Here is a 23,635-nt window from a genome sequence, read left to right on the forward strand (position 1 = left end):
CGTCGACGGCGGACCGGTCGGGGGCGGCCTGGTCGGCAGCGGCCCGGCCGTCGGCCACGGCGTCACCCGTCGCGTTACCGGGCCGGGCCGGGATGGGGGCGACGTCCACGCGCCCCATCATGGCCCAGCGGCGGGGTCAGGCATCCTCGCGGGCTCGCGCATCGCCAGCGGCGGCCGACCGGCCACGCACCAGCCGGTCGCGGCAGAAGATAGATTCACCCCATGCGCCTGCACGTCGCGGACCACCCGCTCATCGCCCACAAGCTCACCGTCCTCCGTGACCGGGACACCGAGTCCCCCACCTTCCGGCTCCTGGTCGACGAGCTCGTGACCCTCCTGGCCTACGAGGCCACCCGGGACGTGCGCGTGCAGCCGGTGGAGATCACGACGCCGGTCGCCGCCACCGTCGGCACGCACCTCGCCGCGCCGCGCCCCATCGTGGTGCCGATCCTGCGCGCGGGCCTCGGCATGCTCGAGGGGATGACGCGGCTGCTGCCCACGGCCGAGGTGGGCTTCCTCGGGATGCAGCGCGACGAGCGGACCTTCGAGACGATCACGTACGCGAACCGGCTGCCGGAAGACCTGTCGGGGCGCCAGTGCTACGTCCTGGACCCCATGCTCGCCACCGGCCACACCCTCATCGCCGCCATCAACTACCTGCTCGAGAAGGGCGCGCGGGACGTCACCGCGATCTGCCTGCTCGCCGCGCCCGAGGGGCTGCGGACGCTGGACGAGGCCATCGGGGACCGCGGCGAGGTGACGATCGTGACCGCGGCCGTGGACGAGCGGCTCGACGAGAACAAGTACATCGTCCCCGGGCTGGGCGACGCGGGCGACCGCCTCTACGGCGTCGTCTGACCGGGGCGGGCCGCCAGCACGTCGGCGACGACGGCACCGGTCAGGTCGGGGTGCGCGCGGCACAACCGCAGCGACCACGCCTTCAGGCGGCGCAAATCCTCGACGAGCGTCACCCCGCCGGGCACTTCGCTGACGCGGACCAGGACGGACCACAGGTGCAGGTCGGCGATCGTGAGCCGGTCGCCGACGAGGTACCGGTGACGTTCCAGGTGGTGGTCGAGGCGCTCCAGGACGTCCCGGTGCTCCCCGCGGGGGGCGACCACGCTCTCCCCCGGCGGCCCGACGACGGGCGAGAGACGCTCGATCGCCTCCACGACGGCGCACTCGAGGTGGCCGGGCAGGAGGTCGACGCTGGTCAGCGGGGCGAGCCGGGCGAGTCCCGCGCGCAGCAGCGACGCCGTGGCGGACGGTCCTGTCGCGGTCGGACCGGCTGCGCGTCGGGCGACGGCGGGACCGGCGTCGGGTCGGGCGGCGGCTTTGCCGCGGCGGTCGCGGACGGGAACGGGCATGGTGGTGCTCCTCGATGCTGCCGGGGACGCCCGGCGGGTGCCTGGTGTGCCCTCCTGGACGGAGGCGGGGCGGGCGCGCGCTCAGCGGCCGGCCGGCGCGGCGCCCCCGGGCATGCACGTGCAGGACTGCCCCGCACGGCGGCGCGGGAGCGAGTGGGCCGGCGGGAGCGCGTAGACACACGTGAGCGAATAGGCACGTGAGAGCGCGTACGCCTGTGGGAGCGCGTAGGCGCGCGAGAGCGAGTCGGTACGGCTGCGGACCGGCTGCTCCGTCATGGTCGCTCTCCTGGGTGGGTCCCCGCCGAGGCGGGTGCTGGTGCTGGTACTGGTGCTCGTGCTGGCACCGACGCTAGCCGGGGCGGCGCCGCCGCGGCGCGCGCGGACGGGGATGACCACCATCTGGACCAGCCACAGGCCAGGGCCCAGGTCGTTGGCAGCACGCACGCGCCCTGACATGATCGGTCCATGAGTCTGTCCGACGCCGACGTGGACCGCTCCGCCCCGACCACTCCCACGGCCCCGCCCGATCCCGGCCAGGCCCCCGACTCCCCCGACGTGGTCCAGGACCTCCTGGGCCCGCCCTGGGTGGCCCGCACGCTCCGGCTCGGCCGCCTCACCGACGGCGGCGAGGAGCCGTCGGCGCCGGACGTCGCCACGCTGGTGCACCACGACGACGCCGGCGGCCGCGCCCGGGCCGTGCTGTACCTGCCGGGGTTCACCGACTACTTCTTCCAGGCAGACCACGCGCAGGCGTGGATCGACGCCGGGTACGACTTCTACGCCCTCGACATGCGCCGCGCGGGGCGTTCCACGAACGGCCACCCCCGCCCCGACGACGTCCGGGACCTGCGCGTGCACGACGAGGAGATCTCGGCCGCGCTGGACCTCGTGCGCGCCGCGGGCGCGCGCCAGGTGGTGCTGCTCGGGCACTCCACCGGCGGCCTGCAGGCGGTCCTGTGGGCGGCCGGCCACCCCCGCACGGTCGACGCCGTCGTCCTGAACTCCCCGTGGCTGGACCTCAACGCCGGCTGGCTCCAACGGGTACCGCTGACCGCGGCCCTCGACCGGCTGGGCGCGTGGCTGCCGAGCGTGCAGGTCGGGGCCCTCGGGGAGGCGTACGGGCGGCACCTGCACGCGTCCACCGGCGGGGAGTGGGACTTCGACCTCGGCCTCAAGCCCCACGCCGGCTTCCCGGTGCGGGCGGGGTTCATCCGGGCGGTCCGGCGCGCACAGGCGGAGATCGGCCGGGGCCTGGACGTCGATGTCCCGGTGCTGCTGTGCTGCTCGACGCGGTCGGGAGACCGCAAGCACCCCGGGCCGGCCCAGCTCTCCACCACCGACGTGGTGCTCGACGTTCAGCAGATGCTCGCGCGGGCGCCCATGATCGGCCCGGACGTGACGATCATGCAGGTGCCCGGCGGCACCCACGACCTCGCGCTCGCGCCGAGCACCGCGCGGGAGTACTACACGCGCGGCGCCATCGAGTGGGCCGGGTCGCGGCTCGACGAGGAGGTCCGGGCGGGCTGAACGGCCGCGGCGGACGCCGCGCGCGGAAACGAGAGCGGCCGCGCCCGGGAACCGGCGAGGCCGGCCGAGCCGCACCCCCGAAACCAGCGAGGCCCCGCCCGACCGCGTGAGCGGACGAACGGGGCCTCGGCGCGTCAGGCGGGAACGTCAGACCCTGCCGCGCTGCCGGGCACCGACGGGCCGGGTGGCCGCGCCGTCGGCCTCCGGGGAGCTCGCGTCACGCGCCGGCGTCCCCACGGCGTCCGGGGAGGGCGCCGAGGCCCTGGGCACGGCGTCCGGCACGATCGCCGTCGCACCCGGGACCCCGCTCGCGTCCACGGCGGCGAGCGACCCGGTGATCTCCGCGACGGCGTCGCGGCTCTCAGCCGGCACGGCCCACGTGTTGCGCAGCTCGGTGCCCCGCATGAAGAACGCGGCGACGAAGCCGAGGACCGCGATCAGTGCCGCGACGCCGAAGACGAGGCCGATCCCGTCCCCGTACGCGCCGCGCACGACCTCGGCGACCGCCGGGGGCACCTGCGACAGGTCCAGGGACGACGTCGACGCGTCCACGCCGGCGGAGCCGGCCCCCAGGTCGCCGAGCCCCTCGTTCGTCAGTCCGGTGACCCGCTGGGCGTAGACGGCCCCGAGCACCTGGATGCCGATCGCGCCGCCCAGCGTGCGGAAGAACGTCACCGACGAGGTCGCCGCCCCGACGTCGTCCACGGACACGGTGTTCTGCACCGCGAGCACGAGGTTCTGCATCGAGGCGCCGAGGCCCACGCCGGCCACCAGCAGGTACAGGCTGATCAGGCCGAGGTTGGTGTCGCCGCCGACCGTGGCCATCATCCCCATGCCGAGCGCCAGCAGCCCGACGCCGCCGACGACGTACGGCTTCCACTTCCCGCTCGCGGTCACCCAGCGGCCGGCGACGGTGGAGGAGACCAGGAGGCCGACCATGAGGGGCAGGCCGAGCCAGCCCGCCACCGTCGGCGAGTAGCCGCGGCCGATCTGGAAGTACTGGCCGAGGAAGACGTTCGCGCCGAACATCACCGTGCCCACCGCGAGGCTGGCGACGATCGCCAGCGCCGTGGTGCGCTCGGTGAGGATGTTCAGCGGGACCACCGGCTCGCTCACCCGCCGTTCGACGAGCACGAACGCGACGGCGGTCACGACCACCACGGCGAGCATCGCGGCGGTCTGCCAGGAGAGCCACGCGAACTCGTGGTTCGCGAAGGAGACCCAGACGAGCAGCACGGCCGCGGACACCGAGATGAGGATGGCGCCCAGGTAGTCGACCTTGGCGCCGGGCCGCCCCGCGCCCGGGATATGGAGGTTCTTGACCACCACGGCGATGGCGGCGAGCATGAACGGCACGGTCGCCCAGAAGCACCAGCGCCAGCCCAGCCACGGCGTGTCGACGATCAGGCCGCCGGCGAGGGGGCCGGAGACGGTGGCCACCGCGATGACGGCACCCATGTAGCCGTTGTACCGGCCGCGCTGACGCGGCGGGATGATCGTCGCGATGATGATCTGGGTGAGGACCATGTTGGCCCCCATCCCGAGCCCCTGGAGCACGCGGACGGCGATGAGCATCCCCGCCGAGGTCGACAGCCCGGCGAGGACCGAGCCGGCGATGAAGACCACCATCGAGGCGATCAGGAGCTTCTTCTTGTCGAAGAGGTCCGCGAGCTTGCCGGCGATCGGCGTGACCGCCGTGGAGGCCAGGATCATCGAGGTGATGATCCAGGTGTACTGCTGCTGCGTGCCGCCGACCTCGCCGACGATCACCGGCAGCGCGTTGCCGACGATCGTGCCGGAGAGGTTTCCGACGAACATCGCCATGAGCAGGCCGGTGAGCACCTTGAGGATGCTCCGGTGCTCGTGGTGCGCGGCCGCCGCCTGCGCGGCACTCATCCCGGCATAGACCTTCTTGGTCGCCGGGTCCTTCTTGCTCAAACGAGCTCCTTCACGAGTTCCATAGCCGGCTCGGCGCCGGTGAATCTTTCGTATGCCTGCTCCGCCGCCCCGACCAGCTCCTCGAGGTCGGCCGCCAGGCGGTCCATCCGCTCGACGGGCCAGTCCCGCAGGGACTCCGCGACGGCCTGGACGTGCAGGGCCCGCACCTGCTTCACCTTGGCCAGGCCGGCGTCCGTGAGGGAGACCAGGGCGGCGCGGCCGTCCGCGGGGTCCGGCCGGCGCGCGAGCAGGCCGTCCTTCACGAGGGCGGTGATCTGCCGGCTGGCCACCGACGGGTCCACCAGCTGCTGGTCCGCCAGGGCCGCCACGCGGCACTCGGTCGCCCGGTAGAGGCTGAAGAGCACCTGGACCTGCGCCGGCTGGAGGTCGGCGCGGTGCGCGACCATCGTCGCGAAGGTCCGCGAGCGCCGGCTCAGGCTGGACATCTGGTCGAGGACGCGCGCCGAGGCGTCGCGGCGGGTTTCGGGTAGTTCGGGCACCCAACGCACAGTACGCCTACATGCACCATGCATCTATCTGAACGCGTGTGCGCTTGCTCATAGGCGCCGGGGCGACGCCGGTCGAGGGACCTTGGTCCCGGCCCGCGCGCCCGGGCGCGAGGTCAGCCGCGCACGTCGTGGAGGTGGTGGAGGACGTCGTGGACGAAGTACTGCGCCAGCGTCAGGACGGTGAACTCCGCGCCGTTGCCGCGCAGGCCGCGCCGCTGCCAGCGGTCCCGGGGCACGGCGGCGAAGGCACCGGCCACCGCGGCGCCAGCCGCCGCGAGCTCCTCCCCCACCACGGCCGGGTCCTGCTCGCCGTACGCCTGCGCCACGGCCGCGGCGTCCTGGTCCCAGTTGGGGAACGTCGGCTCGTCCTCGTCGAGCATGAGCCGCAGGCGCTGGTCGAAGATCCGGAAGACGTCGCGCACGTGCGCGGCGTACTCCAGCGGCGACCAGGTGGCGGGGTCGGGCCGCACGGCCACATCGGGCCGGCGCAGCACCGCCTCCCAGCGCCCGACGGCGTCCCGCACCAGGGCGGGCACGGTGCTCGGGTCCTCGGCGCCCGCCTCGACGCCGCACTCGTCGCAGCGGCGCCGCAGCACCCAGGTCCAGTCCTTGGTGTCCGGCTCGATCTCCATGGCGCTGCCCTTCGTCCGTGCGCGGCCCGTCCGCCCGGGACGCACTGTACGGCGGGACACCGCGGCGGCGGTGGAGGGGGCGAGGCGGGCTCCCTCCACCACCGCCGCCGGGCGGGCGAACGTCAGATCACGACGGACCCGAAGAGGAAGCCGAACCCCACCGCCAGGACGATGTTGACCATCCCGGGGACCAGGAAGGAGTGGTTGAAGACGTACTTCCCGATCCGGGTGGTCCCCGTGTCGTCCATCTGCACCGCCGCGAGCAGCGTGGGGTAGGTCGGCAGCACGAACAGGGCGGAGACCGCGGGGAAGGCGGCCACCGCCGCCACCGGGGCGACGCCGAGGGCGAGCGCGGTGGGCATGAGCGCCTTCGTCGTCGCCGCCTGCGAGTACAGCAGCATCGCCGCGAAGAACAGCACGACGGCGAGCAGCCAGGGCTGGCTGGTCAGCACGCCCTCGGCCGCGGTCATGATCTCCTCCTCGTGCGCGGCGACGAAGGTCGCGCCGAGCCAGGCCACGCCGAGGACGCAGATGGCCGCGCTCATGCCCGACTTGAAGGTCGGCGCCGAGAGGATCTCCGCCGTCGGCACCTTGCACGCCAGGACGATGACCGCGGCGATCGCGAGCATGAACGTGATGATCGCCTGGTCGCGCGCCATCACCGGCTCCGCGATGAGGCCCACCTGCTCGCTGATCGCGGTGGCGTAGCCCATGACCGCGACCAGGCCGATGAGGAAGATGACCACCGAGAGCTTGGCGCGCGGCGGGATCTGCCGCTCGAGGCGCCCGGTGGTGCTGACCTTGCCGTCGGCCCAGCGCCGGAGGTACTCGGGGTGGGTGTGCAGGGCGCCCGTGCCGCGGACCTTGTCCACGAGCATCATGATGGCGGCGGTGCCCATGCAGGCCAGGAAGGTCGAGGGGATGGCGACGGCGAGCAGCTGGAGGTAGTCCACGCCCGCCTTTTCCTCGAGGAGGGAGGAGAAGAAGACGACCGCGGCCGAGATGGGCGAGGCGGTGATGGCCATCTGCGAGGCGACGACCGCGATGGACAGCGGCCGGGAGGGCCGGATGTCGTTCTCCTTCGCCACCTCGGTGATCACCGGCATGGTGGAGAAGGCGGTGTGCCCGGTGCCGGCCATGAGGGTCATCAAGTAGGTGATCATCGGCGCCAGGAACGTCAGGAACCGGGGGTTCTTGCGCAGCACGCGATCGGCGAGGTCGACCAGGTACTCCATGCCGCCGGCCACCTGCATCGCCGCGATGGCGGTGATGACGCTCATGATGATGGAGATGACGTCGAGCGGCATGGCGCCCGGGGTCACCCCGAGCAGGGCCAGGACCAGGACGCCGAGGCCGCCGGCGAAGCCGATGGCGATGCCGCCCAGGCGCGCGCCGAGGAAGATCGCGGCGAGGACGACGGCGAGCTCGACGACGATCATCGGGTCACCCCCGCCTCGGTCGCGCCGTAGCGGCGGCCGTTGTACTGCGGGCGCAGGAGGTTCTCGGTCGACAGGACGACGTCGAGCGTGGCCTCGTCGACGAGGCCCATCTCGAGGACGACCTCGCGGACGGTGCGGCCGCTGCGCGCGCACTCCTTGCCGACGAGGTCGCCGCCCTGGTGGCCGATGATCTCGTTGAGGAAGGTGATGATGCCGATGGAGTTCAGCACGTAGCCCTTGCAGGTCTCGGGGTTGGCGGTGATGCCGTCGACGCACCGCACGCGCAGGCTCTCGGCGGCGTTGCGCAGCAGGCTGACGGACTCGAAGATCGCCTGGGCGATGACCGGCTCCATGACGTTGAGCTGGAGCTGCCCGGCCTCTGCGGCCATGGTCACCGTGACGTCGTTGCCGATGACCTTGAAGCAGACCTGGTTGACGACCTCGGGCAGGACGGGGTTGACCTTGGCGGGCATGATCGAGGACCCGGCCTGCAGCTCGGGCAGGTTGATCTCGCCCAGCCCGGCGCGCGGGCCCGAGGAGAGCAGGCGCAGGTCGTTGCAGATCTTGCCGAGCTTGACCGCGACGCGCTTGAGCGCGGCGTGCAGGGAGACGTACGCGCCGGCGTCGGACGTGGCCTCGATGAGGTGCTCCGCGCCGACCACGGGGAGCCCGGTGACCTCGGCCAGCTTGGCCACGGCCACCGCGGAGTACCCGTCCGGGGTGTTCAGGCCGGTGCCGATCGCCGTCGCCCCGAGGTTGACCTCCAGCAGGAGCGCACCCTGCTTGGCGAGGTGGCCGATCTCCTCGCGGACGTTGACCGCGAAGGCGGCGAACTCCTGCCCGAGGGCCATCGGCACGGCGTCCTGGAGCTGGGTGCGGCCCATGGTGAGGACGTCCTCGAACTGGGTCGCCTTGGCGTCGAAGGCCGCGGCGAGGCGGCCGAGCTCGGCCTTCAGGCCCTCGACGACGGCGAAGACCGCGATGCGGAAGCCGGTCGGGTAGGCGTCGTTGGTGGACTGGCACTTGTTGACGTGGTCGTTGGGGTTGACGACGTCGTAACGGCCCTTGGGCAGGCCGAGGTGCTCCAGCGCGAGGTTGGCGATCACCTCGTTCGTGTTCATGTTCACCGAGGTGCCGGCGCCGCCCTGGAAGACGTCGACCGGGAACTGGTCGAGGCAGCGCCCCGCGACGAGGACCTCGTCGCAGGCGGCGACGATCGCGTCGGCCATGTCGGCGGGCATGGTGCGCAGCTCCTTGTTGGCCAGCGCCGAGGCCTTCTTGACCATGACCATCGCCCGGACGAGCTCCGGGGTGTCGCTGATCGTGGCGCGGCTGAGCCGGAAGTTCTCCATGGCTCGCAGGGTGTGGATCCCGTAGTACGCCTGGGCGGGGACCTCGCGGGCGCCGAGAAGGTCCTCCTCGGTGCGGGTGGCGCCGCCGGCCGCGTCGCTCGCGGCGGCGGCCGTGGTGGCCGGAGTGGTTCTCACGATAATTCTCCTGGAAAGCGGTGGGAGCGGGGCCGTTGCGGCCCCGGCGGGCGCGAGTGCGGAGCGACGAGTTCGCGGGCACTCACCCGCCCCCTGGCCGGTTCGACGTCGTTGTCGCGGCACGGGACAGCCGGCTGGGTCCGCGCAGGTGGTGGCGGCACATCGGCGACTCCTGGGAGGTCCACGGCTCCGATGACGGGATCTTGACGCCCCGTCGATATTCAGAAACGTAGGGCCTGGAAAATCACCGCACGTGGGACGTGCGGCCCAGTTCGCCGTAGTGGGTGGCTCGGGGCGCCCGGTGTGGCCACGCTCGACCCGCCGCGCCCTCATTCCGGCCGTCGCCAACGACCACTCCGCCGCTCGCGAGCCCGGACAAGCCGGGCCGGCGCACAGCATCCGCCGTGCGCCGGCCCGGGCCGTGCGTCAGGCGCTCAGTTGAGCCCGTCCGCCCGGAGGGCATCCGCCAGCACGGGCGCCGGGGCGACGGCGTAAGCGGTGGCCCCGCCGAGGCCGTCGGCCTTGATGAGCTCGGCGAGCGGTGCCGCCGCCACGGCGGTCGCCGCGTTGGCGCCGAGGCCGTCGGCGATGGTGAGGTCCGGTACGTGAGGGGCCGGCGTCGCGGTGGGCGCGGCGAACCCCAGACCGTCGGCCCGGATCAGGTCGACGACTCCCGGGACGGCAACGTCAGTGCGCGCGGCGGCGGCGGTGACGGTCGAGGTGGCGGTGGCGGTGGCGGTGGCGGTGGCGGTCATGGTGCTCCTTGCAGTGGCCCGGGGGCGCTGCCGGCGGCCGAGGAGTGTCCGCGCGGCACCCGGATGGTCAGGTGGGGCGGTGCGTCGTCACACCGGGGATGCGGTGCCGGGCGGGACCGGGGCCGGTGGGCCGCAGGTGTCCCTGATCGGAGGAACCGCTACACATGACGGTAATCGCGCGCGAGCGGTGAGACGAAGCTTGAGCGGTGTGAGATCGCCCTCCCGCAGTGGCGTGCCTGGCGAGCGTGACCGGTCCCGGGCCGTGACCTAGGGCCGCGGTCCCGGCCCCGTCGGGGCGCCTACAGTGAGGTCATGCCGCTAGCGCCCCTGGTCGAGCCCGGCCCGCCGCTGACAAAGGCGCAGGTCGAGCGCTACTCGCGCCACCTGCTCCTCGGCCAGCTCGGCGAGCTGGGTCAGCGGCGGCTGATCGCCGCCCGCGTCCTGGTCGTCGGCGCCGGTGGGCTCGGCGCGCCCGCGCTGCTCTACCTCGCCGCCGCGGGCGTGGGCCACCTCGGCATCGTCGACGACGACGTCGTCGACGCGTCGAACCTCCAGCGCCAGGTCATCCACACGACGGGCGACGTGGGCCGGCCGAAGGTCGACTCCGCCGCCGAGAAGGTCGCCGCGCTCAACCCCGACGTCGCCGTGACGCGTCATCACCTCCGCCTGGACGCGAGCAACGCCCGCGAGGTCATCGCCGGCTACGACATCGTCCTGGACGGCACCGACAACTTCCCCACCCGCTACCTGGTGAGCGACGTCTGCGCCGAGCTCGGCGTCCCGCTGGTGTGGGGCTCCATCCTGCGGTTCGACGCCCAGGTCTCCCTGTTCTGGTCCCGTCCGCCGGGCGGGGTCGCGGGCGTCACCCTGCGTGACCTGTTCCCCTCGCCGCCCCCGGCCGGGACCACACCCTCGTGCGGGCAGGCCGGGGTCCTCGGGGCGATGTGCGGGCAGGTCGGCTCGGTCATGGCGACCGAGGCGGTCAAGGTCGTCACGGGGACTGGCGAGGCGCTGCTCGGTCGTGTCCTGGTCCTAGACGCCCTGGCCGCACGCTGGGCGGAGCTGCCCGTGCGGCCGCGCCCCGCGCGGCGCCCGCCCGCCAGCGTGGCCGAGCTCGGCTATGACCCGGCCGGCAGCCCCGCCGGCTCCCTCGGCGCGCCACTGTGCGCCCTGCCGGCGCCCGCACCCCGGGAGCGGTCCGGACCGCTGCCGGCGATCACGGCGCGCACGCTCGCGGAGCGGCTGGCCGCCCGCGAGCGCGGCGCCGACGACTTCGTGCTGCTGGACGTTCGCGAGCCCACCGAGCGGGGCATCGTCGCCATCCCCGGTGCGGTGGGCATCCCGCTCGGAGAGGTCCTGGCCGATCCCGAGGCCGCCGTGCACCGCCTGGCCCTCGGGCGCCCCGGCGGGGTGGGGCGCGACCTCCTCGTGCACTGCCGCAGCGGGCAGCGCTCCGCCGAGGCAGCGCGCGCCCTGACCGACGCCGGCGCCCGCGCCGTCAACATCGAGGGCGGCGTGCTGGCGTGGGTCGCCGACGTCGACCCGTCCCTGCCGACCTACTGACCGAGCCCGTGAGAGCGGCCCCCGGGCCGCGCCAAAGGAGTGCCATGATCACCGTCGAGGACCACCTGGCTCGGATCCTGGCGGCGGTCGCGCCGCTGCCGCCGCGCCGCCTGCCCCTGGCCGAGGCCCAGGGCTGCGTCCTGGCCCAGGACGTCACCGCCGTCCTGGCCGTCCCGCCCTTCGACAACTCGGCGATGGACGGCTACGCGGTGCGCGCCGCGGACGTCGCCGGCGCCGACGAGTCGCCGGTGCGGCTCCGCGTGGTCGCCGACCTGCCCGCCGGCTCCGGGGACCGCCCCCAGGTGCTGCCCGGGACCGCGGTGCGCATCATGACGGGCGCCCCCGTCCCGCCCGGCGCGGACGCCGTCGTCCCCGTGGAGCACACCGACCAGGTGGCCGGCCCGGGCGAGGGCAGCGCGCTGCCCGAGACGGTCGAGATCCGCCGGGCGGCCCGGGAAGGCGCGCACGTGCGCCGCCGGGGCGACGACCTGCGTCCGGGAGACCGGGTACTGCGGGCCGGCACGCACCTGCGGGCCCGGGACCTCTCGGCCGCGGCGTCGACCGGCCACGGCGCGCTGCTCGTGCACCCGCCGGTCCGGGTCGGGGTGCTCTCGACCGGTGCGGAGCTCGTGGCCCCCGGTGAGGAGCCCGCGTACGGGCAGATCCCCGACTCCAACTCCACGCTGGTCGCCGGCCTGGTCCGCGAGTCCGGGGCCGTGCCAGTGCCGCTGGGGGCCGTCGACGACGAGCCGGAGACGCTGCGCCGCCGGCTCGCCCAGAACCTGGGCCGGGTCGATGCCGTCGTCACCACCGGCGGCGTCAGCGCCGGGGCGTACGACGTCGTCAAGGAGGTCCTCGCACCGCTCGGCGACGTGACCTTCGAGCAGGTGGCGATGCAGCCGGGCAAGCCTCAGGGGTTCGGCGTGCTCGCCCGCACCATGCCGGACCCGGCCGCCGCGCCGGACCCGGGCGCCGCGCCCGGCGCCTCTGCCGGGCGGGAGCTTGGCGCCGCGCCGGGCCCGTCCCACGGGCCGGCCGACGCCGGCGTGCCCATCTTCTGCCTGCCCGGTAACCCGGTCAGCGTCTTCGTCAGCTTCGAGGTCTTCGTCCACCCCGCCCTGCAGCGCCTGCGCGCCCTGCTCGCCGACGCCGCGCCCCGCCGCACCCACGAGGCCGTGGCGGCCACCGGCTGGCGCACGCCGCCGGGCCGGCGCCAGTACATGCCGGTGGTCCTCGACGACGGCGGGACGGAGGGGGACGTCGTGCGGGTGCGGCCCGCGACGGCCGGCGGCTCGGGCTCCCACCTCGTCGCCTCGCTGGGCCGGGCGGACGCCCTCGCGGTGGTCGACGCCGACGTCGACGCGGTGACGGAGGGGGACGTCGTGCGCGTCATGATGGTGCCATGAACGACACCACCGCGGCCCCGGCCGGCCTGCGCCTGACCCACCTCGACGAAGCCGGGCACGCCCGGATGGTCGACGTGACCGCCAAGCAGCCCTCCGTGCGGGAGGCGGTGGCCACCGGGGAGGTGCGCTGCAGCCGCACCGTCATGACCGCCCTGCGCGAGGGCACCGTCCCCAAGGGCGACGTGCTCGCCGTCGCCCGCATCGCCGGCATCGCCGCGGCGAAGAAGACCCCCGACCTGCTGCCGCTGGCGCACGTGATCGGCGTGCACGGCGCGAGCGTGGACCTCGAGCTCGCCGAGGACCGGGTCCTCATCACCGCCACGGTGCGCACCGCGGACCGCACGGGCGTGGAGATGGAGGCCCTCACGGCCGTGTCCGTGGCGGCGCTTGCGGTGGTGGACATGGTCAAGGGCGTGGACCGCTCCGCCGAGATCACCGCCGTGAAGGTCGTCGCCAAGTCGGGCGGGCGCTCCGGCGACTGGCACCGCCCCGTCGGCTGACCCGCGAGCCCGGCACCGCCCAGACGGGAGCAGCCCATGACGACGGCCCGGACACCCACCACCGTGCCCGCCTTCGACGCCATCGTGCTGGCCGGCGGGACCGCCCGCCGCCTCGGCGGGGTCTCCAAGCCCGACGTGCTCCTCGCCGGCCGCCGCCTGCTCGACCACGCCCTGGCCGCGACGACGGGCGCCGGCCGCGTCGTCGTCGTCGCCCCGCCGTCGGTGGAGGTCCCCGCCGGCGTCGCGCGCACGCTGGAGGACCCGCCGCACGGCGGCCCGGTCGCGGGCATCGCCGCGGGGCTGGCGGCCCTGGCCGCGATGGCACGCCTGGATGGCGACCGCGGCCCGGCGGGTGCGGCCGGCGACGGCGGCGCCACCGCCGCGCCGCTTGGCGGGCCGCGGCGGGCCGTGGCGCCGCTGCTCCTGGTCCTCTCGTGCGACGTCCCCCGCGCCGCCGGTGCGGTGCCGCGGCTGCTGGCCGCCGCGAGCACGTCCGGCGGGGACGGCGCCTGCCTCGCCGACGGCTCCGGGCACCTGCAGTGGCTCGTCGGCGCCTACCGCACCGCGTCGCTGCGCCGGCGGCTGGACGAGCTCGGTGCCGACGTCCGCGGCGCCTCCGTGCGGGCGTTGACCACCCCGCTGACGCTCGCCGCCGTCCCCGCCACGGGCCTGGAGTCGGCGGACGTCGACACCTGGGCGGACCTCGCCGCCCTGGACGCGCCGGAGCGGCCGGGAGGGTCCGGGCCCTAGTGCGCGCCGCCGCCGAGCTGGTCGAGGACGTGGGGCACGAGCGGGGCCAGGACGGCGACGGCGTCGCGCACGGCACCGGGGGACCCGGGGACGTTGACCACGAGCGCCTCCCCCGCGGCACCCGCCGCGATCCCGGCAAGGCCGCGGGAGAGCACCGCAAAGGGCACCGCCGCGGCGCCGCGGGCGCGGATGGCCTCGGCCACGCCGGGGAGCTCGCGCGCAAGCAGCGGCCGGGTGCCCTCGGGCGTGGCGTCGCGCGGCCCGACGCCGGTGCCGCCGGTGGTCAGCACCAGGCGGGCGCCGTCGTCGAGGGCGCCGCGGACGGCCGCGCGCACGCTCTCCGCGCCGTCCGGGACGACGACGACGGCCGCGGCCACCCCGACCTCGGCGAGGAGGGCGGCGGCCAGCGGGCCGGAGCGGTCCTCGGCCTCGCCCCGGGAGCAGCGGTCGGAGACGGTGATGACGGCGCCCCGGACGCCGGCCGCGTCCGCCGACGCGCCGCCGGCGGCGGGGCGCGGGGCGGGGTCGACGGGATCGCCGGGCGCTGAGTCGCCGACGTGCGGGACGGCATCGACGGGCGCAGTGCGGCCCGGGCCCCCGATGGGCGGCGGGGGGACGGCTTCGCGGGTCACCGCCCCACGGTAGCGGCCAGGGGCGGCACCGGCCCGGACGTCCCGTCGTGACCGCCGGATGAATTCCGTGAAAATGCCTGCGGAACACTTCCGGCGCGGCATTCCGCCCGCCCGGGAACCCGCGGCGCGCAATGGCAGCACCATTCGTCCAGAAGCGGGGGCCGGCAATTCCGGACGACTACCGACTCAGCGTCTCGCACGGGCCGCCGGGGCGCAACCGGAAGGCCGGAGCACGCGGAAGACGGCGGACCCGGCCCCTCGATTGCGCAGGTCCGCGAGCAGCTTGGTGGCGCGGGACACTGCCGCAACGGAAGGCCGAGATATAGAAAAACGTTCAACAAAACATTCGTGTGACGTAATTCGAAACGACGAAAAACCACGCGTGGCTAGAAACAACGATCACCCCCGTGCATAATCGCTCACGAGGCCGCCGCCGCGGCCGAACGCCAATCGCGAGCAGGGGACCAGGTTGATGCCCGCTGGAACTGCCCTCACGGGCCTCATGCGTCCGACCGCGCCGAGCCGGGCGCCCGTACCGCGGCCCTCGACGGCGCGCGTCCGCCCGGCCGGGCCGGTGACCCGATGAGCGCCGTCCCGTCGCCCGGCGGCGACGGCGGAGCCGGCACCTCCGGCCGGCCGGCGCCGGAGGCCACCGGCACCCAGGCGCCGCAGGGCCCGCAGACCCGCATGCTCGCCCTCGCGACGCTGGGCTTCCTCCTGAACTTCTGGGCGTGGTCGCTGATCGGCCCGCTCGGCAACCTCTACGGCGAGGCGCTCGGCCTCACGGCGTTCCAGGTCTCCGTGGCCGTGGCGGTCCCGGTCATCGTCGGTTCCCTGGGCCGCATCCCGATCGGCGCGCTCACCGACAGGTTCGGGGCCCGCGTGATGTTCCCCGCGGTGTCCGTCGCGACCATCGTCCCGACCCTGTTCGTCGGCCTCGTGGCGAACAGCTTCCCCATGCTGCTCCTCGGCGGGTTCTTCCTCGGGCTGGGCGGGACGGCCTTCGCCGTCGGCGTCCCCTTCGTCAACGCCTGGTTCGCCCCCCAGCGCCGCGGGACCGCGCTCGGGATCTTCGGCATGGGGACCGCCGGCACCGCGGTGTCCGCGTTCACCACGGTGCACATCGTCGATGCCTTCGGCCGCCCGGCGCCCTTCGTCCTGGTCGCGGTGCTGCTCGCCGCCTATGCCGCCCTAGCGCGGGCGGCGCTCCGCGACGCCGCGGGCCGCCAGGCGCCGGCCGGCTCGTTGGCGGCCCGCACCCTGGCCACCCTGAAGATCCCCGCGACGGGACAGCTCTCGCTGATCTACGCCATGGGCTTCGGCGGGTTCGTCGCGTTCAGCGTCTACCTGCCCACCTACCTGATCAACGCGTACGACCTCACCCGCGGTGACGCGGCGCTGCGCACCGCCGGGTTCGTGGTCCTGGCGGTGGTGGCCCGCCCGGTGGGCGGGTGGCTCTCGGACCGGTGGCACCCCATCCCGGTGCTCACGGTCTGCTTCGTCGTCGCCGGCGCCGCGGCCGCCCTGGCCGCGGCCGAGCTGCAGCTGCTCCCCGCGGGCACGGTGGCGTTCCTCGTGCTGGCCGCCACGCTCGGCGCCGCGTCGGGCGCCTGCTTCGCGCTCGTCTCCAAGGTGGCGCCGGCCGACAAGGTCGGGTCGGTCACCGGGATCGTCGGCGCCGCCGGCGGCCTCGGTGGCTTCTTCCCCCCGCTGGTGATGGGCCTGGTCTACGGGCGGACCGGCGACTACAGCCTGGGTCTGGTCCTCCTGGCGATCGCCGCGCTCGGGACCGCGGCGTTCACGTGGTGGCCCGTGCGCCGCGCGGCCCGGGCCGCCTGATGGGCCCCGCCACGACCACCGCCGCGAGGCCGGCACCGAGCCGTCCCGCCGCTGCCCGCCCGCACCGCCCCCCGCACCGGAAGGACACACACCGATGACGTCGACGAAGCCCGAACGCGGACACCGGGCCCACGAGGCCGCCCCGGAGGAGGCGCTGCTCCGGCTCGGCACGTTCCTGCGCCGCGGCGAGGCGTCAGAGGACCTGCGCCAGCTCTTCCTCACGGGCGGGCGGGAGGGGGACGCGTTCTACCGGGACCGGTGGAGCCACGACAAGGTCGTGCGCTCGACGCACGGCGTGAACTGCACCGGCTCGTGCTCGTGGAAGGTCTACGTCAAGGACGGGATCATCACCTGGGAGTCGCAGCAGACCGACTACCCCACGGTGGGGCCGAACTCCCCCGAGTACGAGCCCCGCGGCTGCCCGCGCGGCGCCGCGTTCTCCTGGTACACCTACTCCCCCACCCGGGTGCGCTATCCCTACGTGCGCGCGACCCTGCTGAACCTGTTCCGCGAGGCCAGGGCCCGCCTGGGCGACCCCGTGCTCGCGTGGGAGTCGATCGTCGAGGACCCGGAGCTCTCCCGCCGGTACAAGTCGGCCCGCGGCAAGGGCGGCCTGGTGCGCGCCACGTGGGACGAGGTCGAGGAGATCATAGCCGCCGCGCACGTCTACACCACCAAGGCGTACGGGCCCGACCGGCTGGCGGGCTTCTCGGTGATCCCCGCGATGTCGATGGTCTCCTACGGCGCCGGCTCGCGGTTCTACTCGCTCATGGGCGGGCAGATGCTCTCCTTCTACGACTGGTACGCGGACCTGCCGGTGGCGTCGCCGCAGGTCTTCGGCGACCAGACGGACGTGCCGGAGTCGGCCGACTGGTTCAACGCCGGGTACCTGATCATGTGGGGCTCGAACATCCCGGTCACCCGCACCCCGGACGCGCACTTCATGACGGAGGCGCGCTACCACGGGCAGAAGGTCGTGGCCATCTCCCCGGACTACGCCGACAACACGAAGTTCGCGGACGAGTGGCTCGCCGTGCACCCCGGCACGGACGGCGCGCTCGCCATGGCCATGGGCCACGTCATCCTCAGCGAGTTCCACGTCCGCGAGCGCACCCCCCGCTTCCTGGAGTACATGGCGCGCTACACCGACTCCCCGTTCCTCGTGAGCCTGGAGGAGCGCGGCGACGCGCACGTGCCCGGGAAGTTCCTCACCGCCGCGGACTTCGTCGAGGAACCCGGCCACCGCGCCATGGCCGAGACCGCGAACGCCGCCTTCAAGACGGTCCTCCTGGGCACCGACGGCGCCCCGGTGGTCCCGAACGGCACCCTCGGGGACCGGTTCGGGCCCGAGGGCGCCGGGAAGTGGAACCTCGACCTCGGCGACGTCACGCCCGCGCTGAGCCTGCTCGACGTCACGGACGGCGCCACCGAGGCGGTCGAGATCGACCTGCCGCGCTTCGACGTCACCCCGCCCGACGGGTCCGACCTCGGCGCGCACACCGGCGGCTCCGGCGTCGTGCGCCGCGGCGTGCCGGTGCGCCGCGTCGCGGGCCGGCTCGTCACGACGGTCTACGACCTCCTCCTCGCCCAGTACGGCGTCGCCCGCCCCGGCCTGCCGGGCGCGTGGCCCGCCGGCTACGAGGACCCGACGACGCCGGGCACCCCGGCCTGGCAGGAGGAGCTGACCGGCGTGCCCGCCGCGGCCGCGATCCGCATCGGCCGGGAGTTCGCCGACAACGCGGTGCGCTCGAAGGGCCGGTCGATGATCGTCATGGGCGCCGGGGCGAACCACTGGTTCCACTCCGACACCATCTACCGCACGTTCCTGGCCCTCGTGACGATGACCGGCTGCCAGGGCGTCAACGGCGGCGGGTGGGCGCACTACGTGGGCCAGGAGAAGGTCCGCCCCATCACCGGCTTCCAGCAGTACGCGTTCGGCCTGGACTGGCACCGCCCAGCCCGGCAGATGATCGCGACCGCCTTCTGGTACCTCGCCACCGACCAGTGGCGCTACGACGGGCTGCCCGCCGACGCCCTCGCCTCGCCCCTGGCCACGGGCACGTTCGCGGGGCGCACCACGGCCGACACGCTCGTGGAGTCCACCAAGCGCGGCTGGATGCCCAGCTTCCCCACGTTCAACCGCAACCCGCTGGACCTGACCGACGAGGCGACCGCGGCGGGCAAGGAGGTGCCCGACCACATCGTCGACGAGCTCGGGGCCGGGCGGCTGCGCTACGCCGTCGAGGACCCGGACGCCCCGGAGAACTTCCCCAGGGTGCTCACCGTGTGGCGCTCGAACCTCCTGGGCTCCTCCTCCAAGGGCAACGAGTACTTCCTCAAGCACCTCCTGGGCACGGAGGCCTCCGTGCGGGCGGCCGAGTCCCCGCCGGAGCGGCGGCCCCGGGACATGGTCTGGCGGGACCAGGCCCCGGAGGGCAAGGTCGACCTGCTCACGTCGATCGACTTCCGGATGACCTCCACGACGCTGTTCTCCGACATCGTCCTGCCGGCAGCCACCTGGTACGAGAAGTTCGACCTGTCCAGCACGGACATGCACCCGTTCGTGCACGCCTTCACCCCGGCCATCAACCCGCCCTGGCAGACGCGCTCGGACTACGCCATCTTCCAGGCCCTGGCCCGCAAGGTCGGCGAACTGGGCGCCGTGCACCTGGGGGTGCGCCGCGACGTCGTCGCGACGCCCCTCCTGCACGACAGCCCGGACGAGCTGGCCACCCCGCACGGCGCGGTCGCCGCCATGGACGCCCTCCCGCCCACGCCGGGCGTGACGATGCCCCGTCTCACCGTCGTCGAGCGCGACTACCCGAACCTGCTCGCGAAGTTCAACGCGCTGGGGCCGCTGCCGGGCACGGTCGGCATGGCGACCAAGGGGGTGGCCTTCGACCCCACCGAGGAGATCCACGCCCTGGGCGAGAAGAACGGCCGCGCGGGCTCCGGCGTCGCCGCGGGCCGGCCGCTGCTGGACAAGGACGTCAAGGCCTGCGAGATGATCCTCGCCTTCTCCGGCACCACGAACGGGCGCCTGGCCACGCAGGGCTTCGAGAACATGGAGAAGCGCACAGGCACGGCGCTGGCGGACCTCTCGCGCGACGCCGCCGGCACGCGCATCACCTTCGCCGACACCCAGGCCCGCCCGGCCGCCGTCGTCACGTCCCCGGAGTGGTCGGGCTCCGAGCACGGCGGCCGCCGCTACTCCGCCTTCGTCATCAACGTCGAGCGGCTCAAGCCCTGGCACACCCTCACCGGGCGCCAGCACTTCTACCTCGACCACGACTGGATGAGCGAGATCGGGGAGACCCTGCCGGTGTTCCGGCCCCCGCTGGACATGCACCGCCTCTTCGGCGACGCCGTGCCCGGTGACACATCGGCCACCGGCGCCGCCGGCTCGGCCGGGTACGCGGAGGTGGCCGTGCGCTACCTGACGCCGCACTCGAAGTGGTCGATCCACTCGGAGTACCAGGACAACCTCTTCATGCTCTCCCTGTCCCGCGGCGGGCCGAACGTGTGGATGTCCCCGCAGGACGCGGCGAAGATCGGCGTCAAGGACAACGAGTGGATCGAGTCCTACAACCGCAACGGCGTGGTCGTGGCCCGCGCGGTTGTCTCGCACCGCATGCCGGAGGGCACGGTGTACATGCACCACGCCACCGACCGGGTCATCGACGTGCCCCGGACGGAGACGTCGGGCCTGCGCGGCGGCATCCACAACTCGCTGACGCGGGTGCTGCTCAAGCCCAGCCACCTCATCGGCGGGTACGCCCAGCTGTCCTACGGGTTCAACTACATCGGCCCGACCGGTAACCAGCGCGACGAGGTCACGGTCATCCGCCGCCGCAGCCAGGAGGTGCAGTACTGATGACGGAACGGCGAGCTCCGCAGCCAGGCACGAGCGAAGGGGGTGCGTGACCATATGAAGGTCATGGCGCAGATGTCGATGGTGATGAACCTCGACAAGTGCATCGGGTGCCACACGTGCTCGGTCACGTGCAAGCAGGCGTGGACGAACCGGACGGGTATGGAGTACGTCTGGTTCAACAACGTCGAGACCCGGCCCGGGCTGGGTTACCCGCGCACCTACGAGGACCAGGACCGGTGGGCCGGCGGCTGGGTGCGCACGAAGCGGGGCCGCCTCAAGCTCCGCGCGGGCGGGCGCGCGAAGAAGCTGGCGACCATCTTCTCCAACCCCAAGATGCCCACCATCCACGACTACTACGAGCCGTGGACCTACGAGTACGACATGCTGCTCTCGGCGCCGGCCAACACGCGCCACACCCCGGTGGCCCGGCCGAAGTCGCTGCTGACGGGCGAGCCGACGACGATCGAGTGGTCGGCGAACTGGGACGACGACCTCGGCGGGTCCCAGGAGATCGCCGTGAAGGACCCCGTGCTCCAGCAGATGAGCGAGCACGTCAAGATGGACTTCGAGAACACCTTCATGTTCTACCTGCCGCGCATCTGCGAGCACTGCCTCAACCCCTCCTGCGTGGCCTCCTGCCCCTCCGGGGCGATGTACAAGCGCGCCGAGGACGGCATCGTCCTGGTGGACCAGGAGCAGTGCCGCGGCTGGCGCATGTGCGTGACCGGGTGCCCGTACAAGAAGGTCTACTTCAACCACAAGACCGGCAAGGCCGAGAAGTGCACGATGTGCTACCCGCGCATCGAGGTCGGCCTCCCGACCGTGTGCTCCGAGACGTGCGTGGGGCGCCTGCGCTACCTCGGGCTCGTCCTCTACGACGCGGACCGCGTGGGCGAGGCCGCCGCAGTGGAGGACGAGAAGGACCTCCTCGCCTCGCAGCGCTCGGTGTTCCTCGACCCCTTCGACCCCGACGTCATCGAGGCGGCCGAGCGCGAGGGGATCCCGGCGGACTGGATCGACGCCGCCCAGGCCAGCCCCATCTGGCGGCTCATCACCGAGTACGAGGTGGCCCTGCCGCTGCACCCCGAGTACCGCACCCTGCCGATGGTCTGGTACATCCCGCCGCTGAGCCCCGTCGTCGACGTCGTCACCGCCTCGGGCAACGACGGCGAGGACCACAAGACCCTGTACACCGCGATCTCGACCATGCGGATCCCGCTCGAGTACCTGGCCGGGCTGTTCAGCGCCGGGGACACCGCCCCGGTGGAGAAGACGCTGCGCCGCCTGGCCGCCATGCGCTCGTACATGCGCGACCTCAACCTCGGCGAGGAGCCCCGCGAGGAGATCGCCGCGGCCGTGGGCATGACCGGTGCCGCCGTGCAGGAGATGTACCGGCTCCTGGCCATCGCGAAGTACGAGGACCGGTACGTCATCCCCGCAGCGCACGCCGAGACCGCGCGCGGGCTCGAGGAGATGGCCTGCTCCCTGGACTTCGAGGGCGGCCCCGGCATGGGCGGCGCGGGGCCCTTCGGCTCCTCCTCGGGCCAGCCGGCGCCGGCCAGCGTGGAGACCTTCCACGCGCTCAAGGAGCGCCAGACCGCCGACTCGCCGCACACGCCGTCGGGGCCCAGCCGCGTCAACCTGCTCAACTGGGACGGGCGCGGCAGCACGGAGGGGCTCTTCCCGCCCGGGTCCGGCACCGCGCCGGACCCCGCCGCGCTCGAGGCGACCGGCCCCGACGCCGCGCCGGGCACCTACCGGAACGACCCCCACCCGGGCGGGGACCCGGGCCCGTCGGCCGGCGGGACGAGCAACGCCGCGGACCTGGGCAGCGGCGAGGGGATCCTCTACACGGGCGAGGGCCGCCCGGGGCCCGGCGAGGGCCCCGGCCCGGACGTCGCGGACGGCGGCGCGCGATGAGCGGCTTCGTGCGCGTCGCCTCGCCGGGCACCCTGCGGCCCGTGCCGGTCACCGCCCGCGAGCGCGCGCTGACCTGCATGGCCGCCTCCGTGCTGCTGGACTACCCCACGCCTGAGCAGCTCGCCCGCCTCGCCACCGTGCGCGACGGCGTCGCGAACCTGCCCGAGCCCGTCCGCGACCGGCTGGTGGCGTTCACCGACCACGCCCGCGCGCACGACCCACAGGACCTGGCCCGGACCTATGTCGACACGTTCGACCTGAAGCGCAAGTGCTCGATGTACCTCTCGTACTTCTCCACGGGAGACACCCGCCGCCGCGGCACGGCGCTGGTCCGCTTCGTCGAGGCCTACCGGGCCGCGGGCTGGGAGGTGGGGCGCGACGAGCTGCCCGACTTCCTCCCGATCGTGCTGGAGTTCACCGCCACCGGCGACGCCGAGCTGGGCACGGCGCTGCTGGCCGCCCACCGCGAGGGGATCGAGGTGCTGCGCTCCGCGCTGCTGGCGATGCGCAGCCCGTACGCCGGCGTCGTCGAGGCGGTGTCCCTGGTGCTGCCCCGGCCCACGCCCGACGTCGAGGACCGGCTGCTCCAGCTGATCACCGCCGGTCCGCCGACGGAGATGGTCGGGCTGAGCGCGCTCGGACCGTTGGAACCCTTCGCCCCCGCCGGGGCGGCAAGCTCGGAGGTGAGGCAGTGAGCGCCGCAAGCACCCTGCTGTGGGTCGTGTTCCCGTACGTCGCCATGGCGGTCTTCGTCGTCGGGACGTTCTGGCGGTACCGGTACGACAAGTTCGGGTGGACCACCCGCTCCTCCGAGCTGTACGAGAAGAACGTGCTGCGGCTGGGCTCCCCGCTGTTCCACTTCGGGATCATCTTCGTCGCGCTCGGGCACTTCATGGGCCTGCTCGTCCCCAAGAGCTGGACCGAGGCCGTCGGGATCGGCCCCACCTTCTACCACGCCATCGCCACGTACATGGGCTCGGTCGCGGCCCTGGCGACCATCGTGGGCCTCGCGCTGCTCATCTACCGCCGGCGGGTGACGGGGCCCGTGTTCCTGGCCACCACCCGGGTGGACAAGCTCATGTACGTCCTCCTCGCGGTGCCGATCCTGCTGGGGAGCTGGGCGACCGTCCAGACGCAGCTGCTCGGCGGGGAGCACGGGTACGACTACCGCGAGACCATCTCGCCGTGGCTGCGCTCGCTGTTCTACCTCAGCCCGAAGCCGGAGCTCATGGCCGGCGTCCCGCTGGCCTTCAAGCTGCACATCGCCGCGGCGTTCCTCCTGTTCGCCGTGTGGCCGTTCACCCGCCTGGTGCACGCGTTCTCCGCGCCGGTGCAGTACTCGACCCGGCCGTACATCGTCTACCGCTCACGCGACGCCGGCCACGGCACGGGGGCGCGGGAGCCGCGCCGCGGCTGGGAGCCGTCGGTGGCGCCGAAGACCCGCCGGGACCGCCCGTCCAGCACCAGCACCTGACCGGCCGGCCACGCCGGCCAGGT

General features: G+C 73.8%; 19 protein-coding genes. 11 read left to right on the forward strand and 8 right to left on the reverse strand.

All coding sequences use genetic code 11. The features are described from left to right. Positions 1-222 precede the first annotated feature (222 nt). Complete coding sequence (upp, locus tag EJK16_RS08550; RefSeq protein WP_127128337.1) at positions 223-858, forward strand: uracil phosphoribosyltransferase; 636 nt, start codon at positions 223-225, stop codon at positions 856-858. Here upp and EJK16_RS08555 read toward each other — a convergent pair. Then, positions 843-1,367, reverse strand: coding sequence for a glutathione binding-like protein (locus EJK16_RS08555; RefSeq protein WP_127128339.1), 525 nt, complete (start codon positions 1,365-1,367; stop codon positions 843-845). The genes upp and EJK16_RS08555 overlap by 16 nt on opposite strands. 465 nt (positions 1,368-1,832) lie before the next feature. Between EJK16_RS08555 and EJK16_RS08560 the strand changes: the two genes are divergently transcribed. After that, positions 1,833-2,894 (forward strand): alpha/beta hydrolase, encoded by a 1,062-nt coding sequence (locus EJK16_RS08560; protein WP_127128341.1) that lies wholly within the window; start codon positions 1,833-1,835, stop codon positions 2,892-2,894. Between the two features lie 147 nt (positions 2,895-3,041). Here the strand turns inward: EJK16_RS08560 and EJK16_RS08565 are convergent, their stop codons facing one another. From EJK16_RS08565 to EJK16_RS08590, 6 genes are all read right to left on the reverse strand, one after another. Continuing rightward, positions 3,042-4,832: an MDR family MFS transporter gene (locus EJK16_RS08565; protein WP_240645885.1), complete on the reverse strand. Its 1,791-nt coding sequence runs from the start codon at positions 4,830-4,832 to the stop codon at positions 3,042-3,044. Beyond that, positions 4,829-5,332, reverse strand: a complete 504-nt coding sequence (locus EJK16_RS08570; protein ID WP_164737247.1) for a MarR family winged helix-turn-helix transcriptional regulator — start codon at positions 5,330-5,332, stop codon at positions 4,829-4,831. The genes EJK16_RS08565 and EJK16_RS08570 overlap by 4 nt, the downstream gene beginning before the upstream one ends. A 122-nt stretch (positions 5,333-5,454) precedes the next feature. After that, positions 5,455-5,973, reverse strand: a complete 519-nt coding sequence (locus EJK16_RS08575) for a DinB family protein (RefSeq protein WP_127128345.1) — start codon at positions 5,971-5,973, stop codon at positions 5,455-5,457. A 122-nt stretch (positions 5,974-6,095) separates the two neighbouring features. Beyond that, the gene (locus EJK16_RS08580) at positions 6,096-7,412 is read right to left on the reverse strand and encodes an anaerobic C4-dicarboxylate transporter (protein ID WP_127128347.1); all 1,317 of its coding nucleotides are present in this window, start codon (positions 7,410-7,412) and stop codon (positions 6,096-6,098) included. Then, a complete protein-coding gene (aspA, locus tag EJK16_RS08585) occupies positions 7,409-8,899 on the reverse strand; it encodes an aspartate ammonia-lyase (RefSeq protein ID WP_240645886.1) in 1,491 nt (496 codons plus the stop codon). Before aspA ends, EJK16_RS08580 begins: the two co-directional genes overlap by 4 nt. A 434-nt stretch (positions 8,900-9,333) precedes the next feature. Continuing rightward, on the reverse strand, positions 9,334-9,654 hold the full coding sequence (locus tag EJK16_RS08590; protein ID WP_127128349.1) for a hypothetical protein: 321 nt from the start codon (positions 9,652-9,654) through the stop codon (positions 9,334-9,336). A gap of 312 nt (positions 9,655-9,966) precedes the next feature. On the opposite strand from EJK16_RS08590, the gene moeB reads away from it, so the two are divergent. The 4 genes from moeB to EJK16_RS08610 are packed head-to-tail and all read left to right on the forward strand — an operon-like array spanning position 9,967 to position 13,873. Next, the gene (gene moeB, locus EJK16_RS08595; protein ID WP_127128351.1) at positions 9,967-11,217 is read left to right on the forward strand and encodes a molybdopterin-synthase adenylyltransferase MoeB; all 1,251 of its coding nucleotides are present in this window, start codon (positions 9,967-9,969) and stop codon (positions 11,215-11,217) included. A 44-nt stretch (positions 11,218-11,261) separates the two neighbouring features. Then, the gene (gene glp, locus EJK16_RS08600; RefSeq protein ID WP_127128353.1) at positions 11,262-12,623 is read left to right on the forward strand and encodes a gephyrin-like molybdotransferase Glp; all 1,362 of its coding nucleotides are present in this window, start codon (positions 11,262-11,264) and stop codon (positions 12,621-12,623) included. Continuing rightward, a complete protein-coding gene (gene moaC, locus EJK16_RS08605; RefSeq protein ID WP_127128355.1) occupies positions 12,620-13,123 on the forward strand; it encodes a cyclic pyranopterin monophosphate synthase MoaC in 504 nt (167 codons plus the stop codon). Before glp ends, moaC begins: the two co-directional genes overlap by 4 nt. 36 nt (positions 13,124-13,159) lie before the next feature. Further along, the gene (locus EJK16_RS08610) at positions 13,160-13,873 is read left to right on the forward strand and encodes a molybdenum cofactor guanylyltransferase (RefSeq protein ID WP_127128357.1); all 714 of its coding nucleotides are present in this window, start codon (positions 13,160-13,162) and stop codon (positions 13,871-13,873) included. On the opposite strand, the gene EJK16_RS20155 is transcribed toward EJK16_RS08610, so the two are convergent. After that, a complete protein-coding gene (locus EJK16_RS20155; RefSeq protein WP_370275994.1) occupies positions 13,870-14,505 on the reverse strand; it encodes a molybdenum cofactor biosynthesis protein B in 636 nt (211 codons plus the stop codon). The genes EJK16_RS08610 and EJK16_RS20155 overlap by 4 nt on opposite strands. 582 nt (positions 14,506-15,087) lie before the next feature. Between EJK16_RS20155 and EJK16_RS08620 the strand changes: the two genes are divergently transcribed. From EJK16_RS08620 to narI, 5 genes are all read left to right on the forward strand, one after another. Continuing rightward, entirely contained in the window at positions 15,088-16,344 is a 1,257-nt protein-coding gene (locus tag EJK16_RS08620; protein WP_240645887.1) for a nitrate/nitrite transporter, read from the forward strand. A gap of 94 nt (positions 16,345-16,438) precedes the next feature. Next, a complete protein-coding gene (locus EJK16_RS08625) occupies positions 16,439-20,218 on the forward strand; it encodes a nitrate reductase subunit alpha (protein ID WP_127128361.1) in 3,780 nt (1,259 codons plus the stop codon). A 54-nt stretch (positions 20,219-20,272) separates the two neighbouring features. Beyond that, complete coding sequence (gene narH / locus EJK16_RS08630; protein ID WP_240645893.1) at positions 20,273-22,138, forward strand: nitrate reductase subunit beta; 1,866 nt, start codon at positions 20,273-20,275, stop codon at positions 22,136-22,138. After that, positions 22,135-22,833, forward strand: coding sequence for a nitrate reductase molybdenum cofactor assembly chaperone (gene narJ, locus EJK16_RS08635; protein WP_127128363.1), 699 nt, complete (start codon positions 22,135-22,137; stop codon positions 22,831-22,833). The genes narH and narJ overlap by 4 nt, the downstream gene beginning before the upstream one ends. Further along, positions 22,830-23,612: a respiratory nitrate reductase subunit gamma gene (narI, locus tag EJK16_RS08640; protein ID WP_127128365.1), complete on the forward strand. Its 783-nt coding sequence runs from the start codon at positions 22,830-22,832 to the stop codon at positions 23,610-23,612. Before narJ ends, narI begins: the two co-directional genes overlap by 4 nt. Positions 23,613-23,635 lie beyond the last annotated feature (23 nt).

Origin of the sequence: Georgenia sp. SYP-B2076, assembly GCF_003991205.1 — a bacterium.
Taxonomy (GTDB): Bacteria; Actinomycetota; Actinomycetes; order Actinomycetales; family Actinomycetaceae; genus Georgenia.

Bases quoted from the DNA above. Each gene is read 5' to 3' on its own strand.
- EJK16_RS08610 (WP_127128357.1), top strand. From the start codon at position 13,160: ATGACGACGGCCCGGACACCCACCACCGTGCCCGCCTTCGACGCCATC.
- EJK16_RS08555 (WP_127128339.1), bottom strand. From the start codon at position 1,367: ATGCCCGTTCCCGTCCGCGACCGCCGCGGCAAAGCCGCCGCCCGACCC.
- EJK16_RS08580 (WP_127128347.1), bottom strand. From the start codon at position 7,412: ATGATCGTCGTCGAGCTCGCCGTCGTCCTCGCCGCGATCTTCCTCGGC.
- moaC (WP_127128355.1), top strand. From the start codon at position 12,620: ATGAACGACACCACCGCGGCCCCGGCCGGCCTGCGCCTGACCCACCTC.
- EJK16_RS08625 (WP_127128361.1), top strand. From the start codon at position 16,439: ATGACGTCGACGAAGCCCGAACGCGGACACCGGGCCCACGAGGCCGCC.
- narJ (WP_127128363.1), top strand. From the start codon at position 22,135: ATGAGCGGCTTCGTGCGCGTCGCCTCGCCGGGCACCCTGCGGCCCGTG.
- narH (WP_240645893.1), top strand. From the start codon at position 20,273: ATGAAGGTCATGGCGCAGATGTCGATGGTGATGAACCTCGACAAGTGC.
- EJK16_RS08575 (WP_127128345.1), bottom strand. From the start codon at position 5,973: ATGGAGATCGAGCCGGACACCAAGGACTGGACCTGGGTGCTGCGGCGC.
- upp (WP_127128337.1), top strand. From the start codon at position 223: ATGCGCCTGCACGTCGCGGACCACCCGCTCATCGCCCACAAGCTCACC.
- EJK16_RS08590 (WP_127128349.1), bottom strand. From the start codon at position 9,654: ATGACCGCCACCGCCACCGCCACCGCCACCGCCACCTCGACCGTCACC.
- EJK16_RS08560 (WP_127128341.1), top strand. From the start codon at position 1,833: ATGAGTCTGTCCGACGCCGACGTGGACCGCTCCGCCCCGACCACTCCC.
- EJK16_RS08620 (WP_240645887.1), top strand. From the start codon at position 15,088: ATGAGCGCCGTCCCGTCGCCCGGCGGCGACGGCGGAGCCGGCACCTCC.
- moeB (WP_127128351.1), top strand. From the start codon at position 9,967: ATGCCGCTAGCGCCCCTGGTCGAGCCCGGCCCGCCGCTGACAAAGGCG.
- glp (WP_127128353.1), top strand. From the start codon at position 11,262: ATGATCACCGTCGAGGACCACCTGGCTCGGATCCTGGCGGCGGTCGCG.